The organism is Alicyclobacillus acidocaldarius subsp. acidocaldarius Tc-4-1, assembly GCF_000219875.1.
Lineage (GTDB): Bacteria > Bacillota > Bacilli > Alicyclobacillales > Alicyclobacillaceae > Alicyclobacillus > Alicyclobacillus acidocaldarius_A.
The window spans coordinates 2773320-2787512 of sequence record NC_017167.1 but is presented as its reverse complement, the minus strand read 5'-3'; the positions used below and the strand labels follow the sequence as shown (position 1 = coordinate 2787512).

General features: G+C 58.8%; 16 protein-coding genes. 12 read left to right on the top strand and 4 right to left on the bottom strand.

Annotated features, from left to right (window positions below; all coding sequences use genetic code 11):
- Positions 1 to 3: 3 nt before the first annotated feature.
- A complete protein-coding gene (locus TC41_RS13580; protein ID WP_237700126.1) occupies positions 4 to 660 on the bottom strand; it encodes an undecaprenyl-diphosphatase in 657 nt (218 codons plus the stop codon).
- Positions 661 to 893: 233 nt separating this feature from the next.
- Between TC41_RS13580 and TC41_RS16350 the strand changes: the two genes are divergently transcribed.
- The 9 genes from TC41_RS16350 to TC41_RS13550 all read left to right on the top strand — a co-directional run bounded on the left by TC41_RS16350 (position 894) and on the right by TC41_RS13550 (position 8871).
- On the top strand, positions 894 to 1334 hold the full coding sequence (locus TC41_RS16350; RefSeq protein WP_237700125.1) for a LacI family DNA-binding transcriptional regulator: 441 nt from the start codon (positions 894 to 896) through the stop codon (positions 1332 to 1334).
- Positions 1322 to 1615 (top strand): substrate-binding domain-containing protein, encoded by a 294-nt coding sequence (locus TC41_RS17330; RefSeq protein ID WP_148260221.1) that lies wholly within the window; start codon positions 1322 to 1324, stop codon positions 1613 to 1615. Before TC41_RS16350 ends, TC41_RS17330 begins: the two co-directional genes overlap by 13 nt.
- Positions 1533 to 1739 carry a substrate-binding domain-containing protein gene (locus tag TC41_RS17325; RefSeq protein ID WP_148260220.1) on the top strand — a complete coding sequence of 69 codons (207 nt, stop codon included), beginning with the start codon at positions 1533 to 1535 and terminating at the stop codon, positions 1737 to 1739. The genes TC41_RS17330 and TC41_RS17325 overlap by 83 nt, the downstream gene beginning before the upstream one ends.
- Before the next feature lie 291 nt (positions 1740 to 2030).
- Positions 2031 to 3371 carry an ABC transporter substrate-binding protein gene (locus TC41_RS13570; protein WP_014465644.1) on the top strand — a complete coding sequence of 447 codons (1341 nt, stop codon included), beginning with the start codon at positions 2031 to 2033 and terminating at the stop codon, positions 3369 to 3371.
- Between the two features lie 82 nt (positions 3372 to 3453).
- Complete coding sequence (locus tag TC41_RS13565) at positions 3454 to 4080, top strand: carbohydrate ABC transporter permease (RefSeq protein ID WP_202797558.1); 627 nt, start codon at positions 3454 to 3456, stop codon at positions 4078 to 4080.
- A complete protein-coding gene (locus tag TC41_RS16605; RefSeq protein WP_202797557.1) occupies positions 4077 to 4346 on the top strand; it encodes a sugar ABC transporter permease in 270 nt (89 codons plus the stop codon). Before TC41_RS13565 ends, TC41_RS16605 begins: the two co-directional genes overlap by 4 nt.
- A 253-nt stretch (positions 4347 to 4599) precedes the next feature.
- Positions 4600 to 5184 (top strand): carbohydrate ABC transporter permease, encoded by a 585-nt coding sequence (locus TC41_RS13560; protein WP_014465641.1) that lies wholly within the window; start codon positions 4600 to 4602, stop codon positions 5182 to 5184.
- Between the two features lie 14 nt (positions 5185 to 5198).
- On the top strand, positions 5199 to 7547 hold the full coding sequence (locus TC41_RS13555; protein ID WP_041695494.1) for a glycoside hydrolase family 3 N-terminal domain-containing protein: 2349 nt from the start codon (positions 5199 to 5201) through the stop codon (positions 7545 to 7547).
- 154 nt (positions 7548 to 7701) lie between these two features.
- Positions 7702 to 8871: an ROK family protein gene (locus TC41_RS13550; protein WP_041695942.1), complete on the top strand. Its 1170-nt coding sequence runs from the start codon at positions 7702 to 7704 to the stop codon at positions 8869 to 8871.
- Positions 8872 to 8900: 29 nt separating this feature from the next.
- On the opposite strand, the gene TC41_RS13545 is transcribed toward TC41_RS13550, so the two are convergent.
- On the bottom strand, positions 8901 to 9122 hold the full coding sequence (locus TC41_RS13545) for a hypothetical protein (protein WP_014465638.1): 222 nt from the start codon (positions 9120 to 9122) through the stop codon (positions 8901 to 8903).
- 286 nt (positions 9123 to 9408) lie between these two features.
- On the opposite strand from TC41_RS13545, the gene TC41_RS13540 reads away from it, so the two are divergent.
- Both TC41_RS13540 and TC41_RS13535 read left to right on the top strand, forming a co-directional pair.
- On the top strand, positions 9409 to 10020 hold the full coding sequence (locus tag TC41_RS13540) for a DUF47 domain-containing protein (RefSeq protein WP_008339331.1): 612 nt from the start codon (positions 9409 to 9411) through the stop codon (positions 10018 to 10020).
- Between the two features lie 11 nt (positions 10021 to 10031).
- Positions 10032 to 11015, top strand: a complete 984-nt coding sequence (locus TC41_RS13535) for an inorganic phosphate transporter (RefSeq protein ID WP_014465637.1) — start codon at positions 10032 to 10034, stop codon at positions 11013 to 11015.
- A 42-nt stretch (positions 11016 to 11057) separates the two neighbouring features.
- Here the strand turns inward: TC41_RS13535 and TC41_RS13530 are convergent, their stop codons facing one another.
- Positions 11058 to 11720: a YcnI family protein gene (locus TC41_RS13530; protein WP_049784384.1), complete on the bottom strand. Its 663-nt coding sequence runs from the start codon at positions 11718 to 11720 to the stop codon at positions 11058 to 11060.
- Between the two features lie 54 nt (positions 11721 to 11774).
- Positions 11775 to 13415, bottom strand: coding sequence for a copper resistance CopC/CopD family protein (locus TC41_RS13525; RefSeq protein WP_041695493.1), 1641 nt, complete (start codon positions 13413 to 13415; stop codon positions 11775 to 11777).
- A gap of 204 nt (positions 13416 to 13619) precedes the next feature.
- On the opposite strand from TC41_RS13525, the gene TC41_RS13520 reads away from it, so the two are divergent.
- On the top strand, positions 13620 to 13865 hold the full coding sequence (locus TC41_RS13520; RefSeq protein WP_041695492.1) for a hypothetical protein: 246 nt from the start codon (positions 13620 to 13622) through the stop codon (positions 13863 to 13865).
- The last annotated feature ends 328 nt before the right edge of the window (positions 13866 to 14193 follow it).

The following is a 14193-nucleotide window of genomic DNA, read 5'->3' as shown; positions in this document are numbered from 1 at the left end:
CTGTCAACTGCGCGAGGTGTGTCCGGCGCGCTGTGCTTCTTCCGTGGTCCTTCCGTAGCCGAAGGGCCTTGCCACGAGCCGCGTCAGGGGCATGATGCGCGATGCGAGCTGGCGCACCACCGCGCTCGCCAAAAGGCCCACGACCATTCCGCCGATCACGTCGGTCGGATAGTGCACGCCCACGAACACCCGCGCGATCATCACGAGCACCGCGATGACCGTGAAGGGTAGCCAAATCCACCTCGGCGTGCGCCCCCACGAGCCTCCGGCAAACCCCCACGATCCGGCGCTGTGATCGCTCGGAAACGAGGCATCCGCGGGATGCGGGATGAGCTCAGTGTACGTGCCCTTCGGAAACACCACGAACGGGCGCGGCCGAAACCAGACAAAGTGCGAGATGACGACGTTCAACACAAGGGCGAGCACGCCAGAGAAACCTGCGACGGCGAGTTGGTTGCGGCTTTGGAGATCGTCCTTGGGCAGAGCAAACCAATAGGCGATGAACAGCGCCGCATACAGCTCGAGCGCGTCCTTCGCGAAGAAGATCATGACGTCGTCCAGTAGCTTGTTCTTTCCCGCCAGGCCGTTGATGAGGTGGTACAGGTGCACGTCGAACGGGTTTAACAGCGCCGCGTGAATCACGCGATCACTCCTTTCCATCACCGTGGGCATGGACCGGTGAGAGGCGGGAAGAGTTCACGGGTGGGGGGAGATGAGCCGAAAAATCCTATTGCGGCAACCAAATCGTTTTAGTGATTTGGTGATCAAAGCGCATGCCTTAAATAACGTGCGACGCTTCGACGAGGAGAATAAATATGGTATAGTCATATAATTTTATTTGAATTTTATTTACATTGGGGATTGTTGAAACTGGGGGCGGACGATTGGCAGCTGTGAAAGACATTGCGAAGTTAGCCGGTGTATCTCCGGCTACCGTATCCTGGGCTCTCAATGTGACGCGGCCCGTGAGCGAGAAGACCCGCAAGCGGATATTTGAGGCCGTAAAGCAATTAAATTATCATCCCAAGATGAGTGCTCGAAGTTTGCGTGCTAGTAGAGTTTTCTCCATCGGTATTTATTTGGTTAATGTTGATTTGCATCTCCGATTTGTGGACTATGCTTTTCACGTGACCGCTGGTGCATGTCAAGTTTTGGAGGCGGAAGGTTACTCGGTTCAGTTTGACATCGTGACGCCAGACAAGCTTGAGGTGCTCTCCAAAAAGGCGCTTGAACAGTCCGTTAATGGGTTGCTGGTATTGCCTCAGTTCGAGGGAGTGACGCAATACCTTCATGACACCATCCCAAAGGACTTTCCTGTCGTATGCAACAACTAATTGCGGTACGAGCGTGCTGTGATGAACTCGATATAGAAATTTGCGACGAGTGGATTGCAGACGGCCTGTTTGATGTAGACGGAGGCCAAAATGCAATGAGGAAAATACTGAGGTCCAAGCGTCTTCCCTCGGTTATCTTTTGCTTTAACGACTACATGGCAATTGGCGCTCTGAGGGAAGCTTTATTGCAGGGTATACATGTCCCAGACGACGTGTCCATCGTCGGATACGATGATATTGCAGTGTCCTGCACTTACGACGGTAAGGCAACCGTGGTTTGAACTGGGTAGAAGGGTTGCCAGAATGATTCTCAACATGATGGCAGGTGAGCCGGCACATAGTGGCGACAAACATCTTATTCCAGATCTCATGGAGCGAGATTCAGTAAGAAACATGCATGTATGACTGTTTCGTATTCATCTATCGGACCACACAAATCCAGAAGAGGTTTGAAGTTTCGAAGCATCCCTTGCGAATGACACTGTGGCCGCTGAATGCGAACGATGGAAGCGTCCGCACGAGCACGCAAAGACCGAGGGCCCGGCGGCCCCCTTAATTGGGTGATTCTTCATTAATACGATTATTCTCCATGGACAAAACGCGCAGAAAGCGATTGCAAAATCGATTTTGGAGGGGTATAATGCATGGTGTATTTGTTTGGTGAACAAATTAAGGTGCAAAGAGGGGGTACTTTCTATGGCTAAGGATGTGCGTAAGATCGCTGCGGTCGGTTTGGCGGCTGTGGCAACCATCGCTGTGACGGCCTGTGGCACAGAATCGCAGTCCAACTCGAATCAAGTGTCCTCCACGGGCTCGGCGAGCGCGAAGCAAGTGCAGTTGACGCTTTGGAACGTCGATTCCGGTTTGGCTGAGCAAGTAGACAACAAGGCGATAGCTCGCTTCAACGCAACGCATCCTGGATATCACATGACCGGAGAGTACTTTGAGTCAACCCCGTACCTTCAGAAGCTGCAAATTGCGATGGGTGCGCATCAAGCAGCGGACGTGTTCAGTAACTGGGGCGGCGGTCGACTCTATACGTTCGTTAAGGCGGGAGATGTGCTTGATCTAACGCCGTACTTGAAAGCCGATCCGTCTTGGGCAAATCGGTTTCTCCCTTCTGTGATGAAATCCATTACGTTCAACGGGCATGTGTACGGCGTTCCTTACGGCAATCTGCAACCGGTGAACTTTTTCTACAATAAGCAACTGTTCGCTCAGTACCATCTCACCCCACCTAAAACATGGAACCAACTGCTGAGCGATATTCAGTTCTTCAAAAGCAAGGGAATCATTCCGATTTCCCTGGGTGGTCAAGATAACTGGCCAGATCTGATGTACTTTGAATATCTGGTTGACCGGCTTGGCGGGCAACAACCGTTTGATAACGTCATGGCGGGCAAGCCGAATGCATGGTCCAACCCGGTGATCACGAAGGCTCTGAACATGATGAAACAGCTGGTGAACATGGGGGCTTTTGAACCAGGCTTTAGCTCCATCGGCTCCAATAACGGTTCGGACGCGGCTCTTTTGTACAGTGGCAAGGCCGCGATGTGGCTGATGGGTAGCTGGGGCTACGGAACCATAGCATCGGACGACAGCGCTTTCCTGAAGAATTTGGGCTGGTTCCCGTTCCCTTCGGTTCCCGGAGGAAAGGGCAATCCGAATGATGTGTGTGGAAACCCGAGTGACTTCTACTCGATTCCAAGTTACGACTCACCAGCAAAGATTAAGGGAGCCATTGAGTTCTTGAAGGACAACAATCTCGATTCGAAGAACGTCGCAGACCTGTTGCAGATCGGCTACGTTCCCGCGGTCAAGGGCATTGAAAACCAGTTAAAGAAGCAGAAAGACGCGGCGTACGAGACGTTCTATTACAACCTGGCGAAAAACGCTCCGTACTTCCAACAATCATGGGATACCGCGCTGCCGACCGCCGAGGGCAATGAGCTGGATACCGATCTCGGAAAGTTCATGGTTGGCCAGATGTCGGTGGCACAGTTTGAGGCGGATATGAACACTTATTTGACTAAATAAGCCGGCTGCCCTGAGGACTGTATCACAATTGGACGAGCTTGGGATAATCGACCGAGCTCGTCTTGATTTGGAGGAAGGGTGCTTGGTTACCAATCGTATTACTCTATCGCGACTACTCATGATGTTGCCGGCAGTGATCTTTTTTGCGGCTTTCGCACTCATACCAATGTGCGTAGCTGTATATTATTCTGGCCTCAATTGGTCGGGCGTTGGCTCTGCCACATGGGTCGGACTCGGTAATTGGAAATCCATGCTTGCGAGTGGGGAGTTGTGGCACTCCTTCTGGCTCACAATTGCGCTGATGTTTTGGTGTTGGGTGCTCCAGAACCCATTGGGGCTCGTGATAGGTGTTTTCACTGCAGGTGCTCAGCGGCACCGCGCTGTGTTCGGCGCATTGTATTTTATTCCCTTGTTGTTTTCGTCAGTCGCTATCGGTGTAACTTGGTCGTACATTTTAAACCCCACGTTCGGCCTCATGGACAACCTGCTTAAAGCGTTGGGGATTGGGAACGGATTCGAGAACTGGTTAGGAAACCCGCACATTGCGCTATTCGTGATCGCGTGTATCATCTCGTGGCAGTATATACCATTCAATGCGCTGCTGTATCAGAGTGGTGTTCGACAAATTCCTCGGTCGCTGTACGAGGCTGCGATGATCGATGGAGCGGGGCCAATTCGCACATTTTTTCGATCACGCTCCCCCAATTGAAGTACACCATCACCACGACAACGGTGTTGATACTTACGGGCACATTGACTTACTTTGACCTGATTTATGTTGTCACAAACGGAGGTCCTGGTGACGCAACACAGGTTTTGGCAATCGACATGTATAAAGAGGCATTTACCAATCTTAACATCGGCGCGGGTAGTGTCATCGCGGTGGTTCTGGCTGTGTTTGGGTTGTTGTTGTCCGTCGTCACTCTGAAATTCACGGGATTTAATAAGATGGAAAGTCAGATGGAGGGGGCGTGACTCGATGAAAGCTTTTCGACGCGTCTCCGTAGGTAACCTGCTCTTCGAATTATTTGGCGTTATATGGCTGGTTGTTGGGTGTTATCCAGTGTTCTATATCTTAACGACCAGTCTGCGTTCGCAGAACGGATATTTACTAGGGAATCCTTGGGTCCCTCCGCTTCATCCAACTCTTCAGAACTACGATCAGGTCATACAATCCGGGTTCACTAGGGCATTCATTAACAGCGCGATTGTATCGGTTTCTACAGTAGTGTTAATTGTCATTTTCTCCTTGCTGTTATCTTATGTCGTTGTTCGAACTCGCAATCCAGTGGTTCGAACCGTGTTCAACTGGTTCGTGGTGGGGCTAGCCATACCTGTTCAGGCGGCGATTATCCCTGTTTACATCTTGATTACGAAGTTGGGGTTATACGACACCCTGCTCGGGATGATACTCCCTATGGTGGCGTTTGCCTTACCCTTAAGCACGCTGATTCTGGTAAACTTTGTTCGTGACATCCCGAATGAATTGTACGAAGCCATGGGGATTGAGGGTGCCAACGATTTTCAAATCGTATTCCGACTCGTGGCACCCTTGGCACGTCCAGCCCTAATCTCGGTAGCGGTGTATCAGTTCGTCCAGTCATGGAACAACTTTTTGTTTCCGCTGGTGCTTACCCAGAGTGCAAGCGTCCGAGTACTCCCCCTCGCGATTGTGCAATTCCAAGGTGAGCACACGATGGACGTACCAGTCACGATGGCTGCAGTAGTCTTCTCAGCCATACCGCTATTCTTGGCTTACATCTTTGGAGGCCGCTATTTGCGGCAAGGCATGCTTGCTGGATTCGGAAAGTAGTGAGGAGGCTTCCCGTGACACCCGTGTATCTCGATCCCGCACAGTCCATTGAAGCGCGTGTCGACGCGCTCCTGGCCGATATGACGCTCGAAGAAAAGGTCGCTCAACTCACGTCCATCTGGGCGTTCGAAGTCCTGGATGATCTCGAATTCTCCGCCGAGAAAGCCACAGCCCTGCTCGGGCAGGGCATTGGACAGGTGACCCGTATTGGCGGCGCCACCAATCTGGACCCGCCGGATGTGGCTCGCCTTGCCAACCAGATTCAGCGCTACCTCCGGGATCACACGCGCCTCGGCATTCCGGCGCTGATCCACGAGGAGTCGTGCAGCGGCTACATGGCCAAGGGGGCCACCTGCTTCCCACAGACCATCGGCATCGCGAGCACGTGGGATGTCGATCTCGCCCGCCGCATTGGCGCCATTATCCGCGATCAAATGCGGGCCGTGGGGGCGCGCCAGGCGCTCGCGCCGCTCCTGGATGTGGCCCGGGATCCGCGCTGGGGCCGGGTGGAGGAGACGTTCGGCGAAGATCCGTACCTCGTGGCGCAGATGGGCATCGCGTACGTCCGCGGGCTCCAGGGAGATGACCTGAGCCAGGGCGTGATGGCGACGGGAAAACATTTCGTGGGTTATGGGGCGTCCGAGGGCGGCATGAACTGGGCGCCTGCGCACATTCCGGAGCGCGAGCTGAGAGAGGTGTACCTGTTCCCGTTCGAGGCGGCAGTACGCGAGGCCGGGCTCGGCGCCATCATGCCGGGGTACCACGAGCTCGATGGCGTGCCCTGCCACGACAATCCGGGGCTTTTGCGCGAGACGCTCCGCGGGCGCTGGGGCTTTCAGGGGCTCGTGGTGTCGGACTATTTCGCTGTGAATCAGCTGTTCGAATATCATCAGGTGGCCAGGGACAAGGCGGAGGCCGCGGCGCTCGCCGTGCGCGCCGGGGTGGACGTGGAGTTGCCGACGCGTGACGTGTACGGCAAGCCGCTCATCGAGGCCGTGGCACGAGGGCTCGTCAGCCCGGCCGAGATCGACGAACTCGTCCGCCGGGTGCTCACGTGGAAATTCCGGCTCGGCCTGTTCGATCACCCGTTTGTCGACGAGGGCGCGGCCATCGCCGTCTTCGACAACGCGGATCAGCGCCGGGTGGCGCGCGAGGCGGCGGAGAAGTCGATGGTCCTCCTCAAAAACGACGGGCTTCTGCCCCTCGCGCCCCGAGGCACCATTGCCGTGATCGGGCCGAATGCGCACACGACGCGCAATCTGGTGGGGGACTACGCGTACCCGTGCCACATCGAGTCACTGCTCGAGCAGTCGGAGGACAACGTGTTCCAGACGCCCCTGCCGAGCGGCGTGAAGCACGTCGACGAGTTCATTCCGATGCGGACCATCCTGGAGGCCATCCGCCAGCGCGTGGGCACGAGCGCCCAGGTCGTGTACGCCACGGGCTGTGACATCCTGGACGGGGACGATGCCGAGATCGAGGAGGCGGTGGCGCTCGCGGCGCGGGCGGACGTGGCCGTGGTGGTGGTGGGCGATCGCGCCGGGCTCACGGACGCGTGCACGACAGGGGAATCGCGAGACAGGGCCACGCTCTCGCTCATCGGGCGGCAGGAGGAACTTGTGCGCCGAGTGATGGCGACAGGAACGAAGACAGTCGTGGTACTCGTGAGCGGCCGGCCGCTCGCCATTCCGGACATCGCTGAGCGAGCGAACGCCGTTCTCGAGGCGTGGCTGCCGGGCGAGGAAGGCGCAGAGGCGGTGGCCGCGGTCCTGTTTGGCGACGTGAACCCGTCCGGGAAACTGCCCATCACGATTCCTCGCAGCGTCGGGCAGGTGCCGATTTACTACGGGCATAAGCCCTCGGGGGGCCGGTCGCACTGGAAGGGAGCATATGTAGACGAGAGCAATCTGCCGCTGTATCCGTTTGGGCACGGGCTATCCTATACGGAGTTCACATACCGGGATCTGGCGCTGTCTCCGCATGAGCTTGACGTCCACGGCGAGGTCGAAGTGTCGTGCGTCATCGAGAACGTCGGGGCGCGAGCGGGCGAAGAGGTGGTGCAACTGTACGCGCGCGATGTAGCGGCGGACGTGACGCGGCCGGTGAAGGCACTCTGCGGCTTCGCACGAGTGGCCCTCGCGCCGGGAGAGAAGGCGCGGGTGCGGTTTCGGGTGTCGGCGCACCAGTTCGGCTTTTATAACCGGGAGATGCGGTATGTCGTGGAGCCGGGCGAGATCGAGTTTATGGTGGGGGCGTCGTCGGAGGACATCCGGCTGCGCGGGATGGTGCGGATCGGCGGCGTCATGACGGAGATTGAGCACGAGAAGGTGTACCAGAGTGCGGTGGGCGTCGAGCGGATATGACGCTGGCAAAAGGGCGCCTCGCATTTGTCTGCGGGGCGCCCTAATTTGAGCTTGCGGGCAGTCAAATGAGGTACAATGGAACCGAGTATGCTGGGTGCGATCCATCATCACGCAGGGGAGACTCGTCTTGGAGAAAACGGCAGATCAGGCGCTGATGAAGGAGATCAACAAGTCGATTGTCTTAAACCGCATTCGGTTCCACAGCCCCATTTCGCGCAGCCAGATTTCGAGCGAGACGGGCCTGAACAAAGCGACGGTGTCCGCGCTCACGGATGAATTGATCCGCGACGGGCTGGTGTTGGAGGTGGGACAGGGGAGATCCCGCGTGGGGCGGCGGCCCATCATGCTGTTGTTCAACGCCAGTGCGGGCAGCGTGCTTGGAGTGGAACTGGGCGTCGAGTACGTCCGCGTGGCCATCACGGACTTCGCCGCGCGGGCGCTCAGCGTGCGTGAGGTGCCGCTTCCGAGAAACCTCGGCGCGGAAGAGGTGCTTGAGCGGTTGCGCGCGTCGGTTGCGCAGGCGCTCGCCGAAGCGCCAGAGAGTCGCTACGGGGTCATCGGCATCGGTGTCGGTGTGCCGGGCCTCGTGGATTTTGCGCGCGGCGTGGTGTTGCGCGCGCCTCACCTCAAGTGGGAGAACATTCCGCTCAAGGCTATGATGGAGAGTTGGTTCGGCAAGCCCGTCCTTGTCGACAACGAGGCCAATGCGGGCGCGCTCGGAGAGAAGCTGTACGGGGCGGCGACGCACGTGTCGAGCCTCGTGTACATTAGTGCCGGGACAGGCATCGGAACAGGGATTGTCATCGGGGACGAGCTCATCCGCGGCGCCGACGGCATGGCCGGCGAGTTTGGCCACATGAGCATCGATTTGCACGGGGAAACCTGCCCGTGCGGCAACGTGGGTTGCTGGGAACTGTACGCCTCGGAACGAGCGCTCATCGCCGTCTACGCCAAGCTGACCGGCGAGGAACTGGACTTCGACGGGGTGTTGGCCCGGTTTCGAGCGTCCGATCCGGCCGCGCTTCAAGCCTTTCAGACAGTCGGGCGGTATCTCGGCGCAGGGGCGGTCAACCTGGTAAATGGCCTCAACCCGGCCATGATGATCCTCGGCAATCGGCTGGCCGAAGGCGGGCGCATGGTGACGGACGCCATGCAGCAGGCCATTCTATCCAGGTGCCTGGTGAGCCCTTATGCCAAGGTGGTGGTGCAGCCTTCCGCGCTCGGCCGGGACGCGTGCGCCATTGGTTCGGCGGCGCTTGTCCTGCACGATTTCTTTGCAGGCCCGCGCGCCAGGGTGACGTCGCGCGCCACCATCGGGAGATGAGGCCGCGCCCGCGCGCGGCCGATGGACAGTCACGGCCCGTACGGACTGTTTCGGTGGGTGGAAGGCCGACTGGCGGACGGCGCGTTCTGAGCGCGGTCGAACAGCCGCCCCACCGCGTTCAACATGGCCTCGCGGCTTTGCGGGATGCACAAGAGCGTGGCGCCGAGGCCGACCCCAATCCCTCCAATGACGGGCCATCCCCAGTGATTCTCCTCATGGCGAGCCGTGAGCGTTCGATGACGTCGAGACATCCTCAACCACCTCGCGGTTAACGTTCCTCATGGCTCGCCAATCCATGCGGTTTTGCCGTGTACCTTTCACCCTCAGCGTGCACGCACCGGCGCCATCGCGGGCGCACTCCGCACACATCTTCCCCAAATGGGCACACTTCACAGAGAACCGTGCGGTGAGATTGTGACCAAGCTCCGAACATTGTCGAACTTGGTCGAGGTTTTACGGAAACTTAACAAAACCATCACGACAGCTTTACGCGAATCATGTAGTTTCTTAACGATTCGATTCAATGGGGGATGAGCCGTGTCGAAGCGCAGTGATCAACTGTTTGCGTTTCTGGTCGAGATCGCGGAGAACATCGCGCAAGCGACCGAGACGTTCCAGCGGGAGCTGGAGCAGGGAGGCGATTTCGGAGCCCTGGCGAGTCGCATGAAGACGTACGAGGACAAGGGCGACGAACTGATTTCCAAACTCATCTCGCTCCTCAACAATACGTACATCACCCCGCTCGAGCGCGAGGACTATGTCATGCTCGCCACGACGCTCGACGACATCATCGACGGCATCCACGCCTGCAGCGTGCGCTTCACGCTGTATGACGTCACGGGTTCAACGCCGACGATGATCGAGTTCGCGAAGGACATCCATCGCAGTGCCAAGGAGATCCAGGAAGCGATTCACAAGCTGAACGAGCGCAAGCTGCTCCAGATTCGCGATCACGTCAAGGAGTTGAACGTCCTGGAGAAACACGGCGATCAGCTTTTGCACGCCGCGCTTCGGTCGCTCTTCGCCGAGAGCAAGGACGCCATCGAGCTCATCAAGCTCAAGGAGATCTACGAGATCCTGGAGAGCGTGACGGATCGTTGTGAAGATGTGGCGGACGTGCTCGAGTCCGTGATTCTGAAAAACGCCTGAGGTGCGTCCGCATGCTGGTTGTCATCGTGCTCATTGTGATCTTGGGACTGGTCTTTGACTTTACCAACGGATTTCACGACACCGCAAACGCCATCGCGACCAGCGTCTCCACGCGGGCTCTGTCGCCCAGGGCGGCTGTGTTGCTCGCGGGCGCGATGAATCTGATTGGCGCCATGACCTTCACCGGCGTGGCCAAGACCATCGGCGGCAAGATCGCCGATCCGCTGAAGATCCCGCACGGGACCATCGTCGTGTTGTGTGCACTCGTGGCCGCTATCTTTTGGAATTTATTCACGTGGTATTTTGGCATTCCGAGTTCCTCGTCCCACGCCCTCATCGGCGGGCTGACGGGGGCCGTGATTGGCGCGGCGGGCTTTCACGCGGTCGATCTCGCCGGATTCACCTCGATCATCGAGGCGCTCATCACGTCGCCCATCTGCGCCTTCGCGCTGGGCTTCGCCATCATGTGGGCGTTTCGCGGCGTGTTCGGCTGGAGGTCTCCGCACAGGGTGAACCGCGTGTTTCGTGTGTTACAGTGCTTTTCGGCTGCTGCGCAGGCGTTCATGCACGGCACGAACGATTCGCAGAAGACCATGGGCGTCATCACGTTTGCCCTCATCGCGGGAGGGTATCAGCACACGATGCACGTCCCCTTGTGGGTGAAGACGCTCTGCGCCATCGCGATGGGCGTCGGGACAGCCTCTGGGGGTTGGCGGATCATCAAGACCGTCGGGTCGAAAATCATCAAAATTGAGCCCATCAACGGGTTTGCGTCCGACCTGACGAGTTCCATCATCATCTTCGGTTTCACGTTGTTTAAACTGCCCGTGAGCTCCACGCACGTCATCTCCTCCGCCATCATGGGGTCGGGCGCAGCAAAGCGTGCGCGAGGCGTGCACTGGAATGTGGCGGGACGCATCCTCGTCGCGTGGCTAGTGACGATTCCGATGTCTGGGCTCATCGCGGCGGGGCTCACTAAGTTGGCGCTTCTGTGACGCTAGAGGGACAAGCCGGCAAGCGGCTTGTCCTTTTCCACATCAGGAGCGGTTCAGGTCGCGCCGGAGGCTGAAGACGAGGGAGATGACGGCGAGCAGCAGGGAAACCACCGAGGAGGCCAGGACCATGGTGTCGGCCGTTGTCCAGCCCAAGCCGAAGCTGTTCGCCGAGCTGGTGCTCTCTTCGCCAGGCGCTGTCTGCACCGCGTTCGCAGGGGGTTCGCTCGCCGTGCCGGCGGCGACAATCTGCGTGGTCGAGTGGGGCGTCGCGCTCCCCGTCGCGCCGGTCCAGGCCACGATCGACCCGTCCCGGTAGTATTGGAACGCATCCCAGGCGATCACGCCGGGCTGTCGAGGATTCGTTGCGAGGAACGGAAACTGCTCGAACTGTCCAGGTTGAATCCCGCCTCCCGTCGCCTGCCACGTGACCAGCGTCTGCCCGTTCACCTGGTTTTCTGTCACCTTCCAGCCCGGCACCGGCTCATAGGACACAAACGAGACGCCCTTCGGCACCTTGAGCACGATCTTGACCGTCGGATTGTTCTTTTCGCACGGCACGCGCATCGTGTATTGTTCGAAGCCGCCCGCGGCCGGCGGGGTGGGGTTGTCGGCGATCACGACCACGTGCGCCGACGCCGTCGCCGCGCCGATGGCGAAGGCGGCGGTCAGTCCGGTGAGTGACAGCATCCATCGAGGTGTTCTCATGTGACGTCCCTCCTTGAGCATCATTCCGTGCGCTGCTTGAGCCACTGGCATTTTCTACGTTCCGACGTGAATCGGGAAGTCGACGGTCAGCACCTGAAAGTCGTCGGTCAATACTTGCACCTCTGCGTTCCAAGCGCCTGCACCTGAGAGCGCCAACGATCGCGCGCTGAAGATGCCTGGCGCCCTGGCGCCGAGTGGGACGGACGCCGCGCTTGGAGTCGCGCTGCCCGATGAGAGCGAGAGTTCGACCTGCTGGATTGCGGAATCGGGGCGGCTTCCCTTGGTGATCTGGACCACGAACAGATTGGAACCTGCTCGGTTGGGCGTGATCGACAGGTGGACGGCATACGGTCCCACTCGCTTGACCGCGTCGACCGGACCGGGGCGGATGTCGGCCGTGGGCAGGTTGGTGAGCAGCGCGGTGGCCACGAAAATGCCGACGCTGAAGATCAGCTCGAGGCTCATCCACGCGCGATAGGTGGCCCGTCTGGGGCGCGCGGTCAGCGCGTGCATCGCGGCGAATCCCAACACGAGAAGGACGAGGCCCAGTTTGGCGAGCAGGGCGACGCCGTATTCCGTGTGATCGAGCGCATACCAGGTCGGAATGTGAAGCAGGGCCGAGTACACACCTGTCAACCACAGGGCGATCACGCATGCCACCGCGATCCAGCCAAAGGACCGAACGGTCTTGCGCAATCTCTCATCGTCCGGGCCGGGGATTCGGTCCGCCTGGAGGACGAGAGCCAGCATCTGCGCGATCCCGCCGATCCACACGCTCGCCGCCGCGCCGTGCACCGCCATCGCGAGGACGGGCAAGATGGGGTGGGGTTCCGCGAAGGCGTGTCCCTGCACGGCGAAGGTCACCGGCAGAGCGAACATGGGGATCATGGCTGTTGCAAGCCGTTCCCTGGGCTTGGCCGTCGACAGCGCGGCGAGAACCGCCGGGATGACAGCAATGAGCATCAGTTCGATGACCCACAGGTAACCGAAGACCGTGAAATTGAGCGTCCGCGCGAGATAGCGCGGGGCAAACGCGGTCAGACCGTGAATGCTCCAGGTGATGGCCGCCTCGAGCGGCAGGTTGAACAGGACGCCCACAAACAGGGCCAGCCACCCCGCGAGTGCCCACCGAACTCCGAGCCGATTGTCCGCGATGGGCAGGGATCGCCTTGCCGCGCGCAGTCCCACCCAACCGCCGAGCACCAGCGCCAGGCCGCCGTAGGTCAGGACGCGATCGACCACCATCCAGAAACCGGGCCGATACCCTTGCTCGGACGCGCCGAGTTGCAGGGACTGCACGTTGACGCCGATGCCGAACGGGATGGTGCCCGAGACCATGTGCCCGTCGGCCGAGATCACCTGCCAGTGCACGGTGTAAAGTCCCTTGGGCAGGTGTTTTGGCACGTCCACGTCCACCTCATTGGCATGCAGAGGATTGCGGCGCCCATCGCCGAGATCGACGCGCTGATTGTCGACATTGGTGACGGTCAGGCCGCCGGGGATGAGTTGAACCGTTTCGTCAAATTCCACCTCGATCCGCCCGGGTGAAGACGCGAGCGACTGGCCAGGCGAGGGCGACGAATGAACGACGTACGCGTGAGCAGCGGCGGATGGAGTGCGAACGAACAGGGCCACAGCCAGCGCAGCCAACGACATTGCGACCGAGGCCCATAGGCGGACACGCATTCTCGACATGCCTGCGATATCACCTCCTCAAAAATTCCTCAAAGACGGTTGCACACTTTCAGTATGAGGCGAATGAGGCGCTGCGGAAACGGCGACGGCCAAGCGATTGGTGACGGTTACACGAGCATTTTGTGAATCAACGGTGACGCGGTGACGGAGGCCGTGAAACACATTCGGCCGACCGTTCGTCTTCATCACAGGAGGTGGATGGCGATGCGCGCAAAGTGGTTCACATCCGGATGTGTCGCACTCTTTCTGATTTCGGTCATTCTGGTATGGATTTTTGCGGAACAATACGTGCTCTCCGCGTACGGAAGCGCGGGAATGCCGGGCGCAGCAGGCGCCAACCCGTGGGGCGTGTGGCTGGCTTTGGCGGTGTGTGTTGGCGTGCTGTCGGCCCTCGGCGCGGCCATCATGTTCGTGCAGATGGCCTGGAAGGATTGGCGGATGTGGCGTTGAATCGATCCGAATCCCGTCGCGTCGGAACGGGAAGCCCGCGGACGATCATGTCCAAGCGGGTCTTCTTTTTGGCGAGAACAACATACAATCTTGACTTCAAAATGATCATGATATATGGTTTGATCACATTGTCAGACAATATAGAGAGGCGCGTTCCGCATGCAGGAATATACGCGTTGATCCTCGCGCAAGGGTCCGGTACCTTCGAAGGCAGTGACGCGGACACAGGGAGGGGAGAAGCAACAGTGACGCACACCCTATGAAACCGGTTGCAAACACGGGCGCGCTGGATTTCGTTTGATAGGCAATCTTGTCGACAAAATGATCT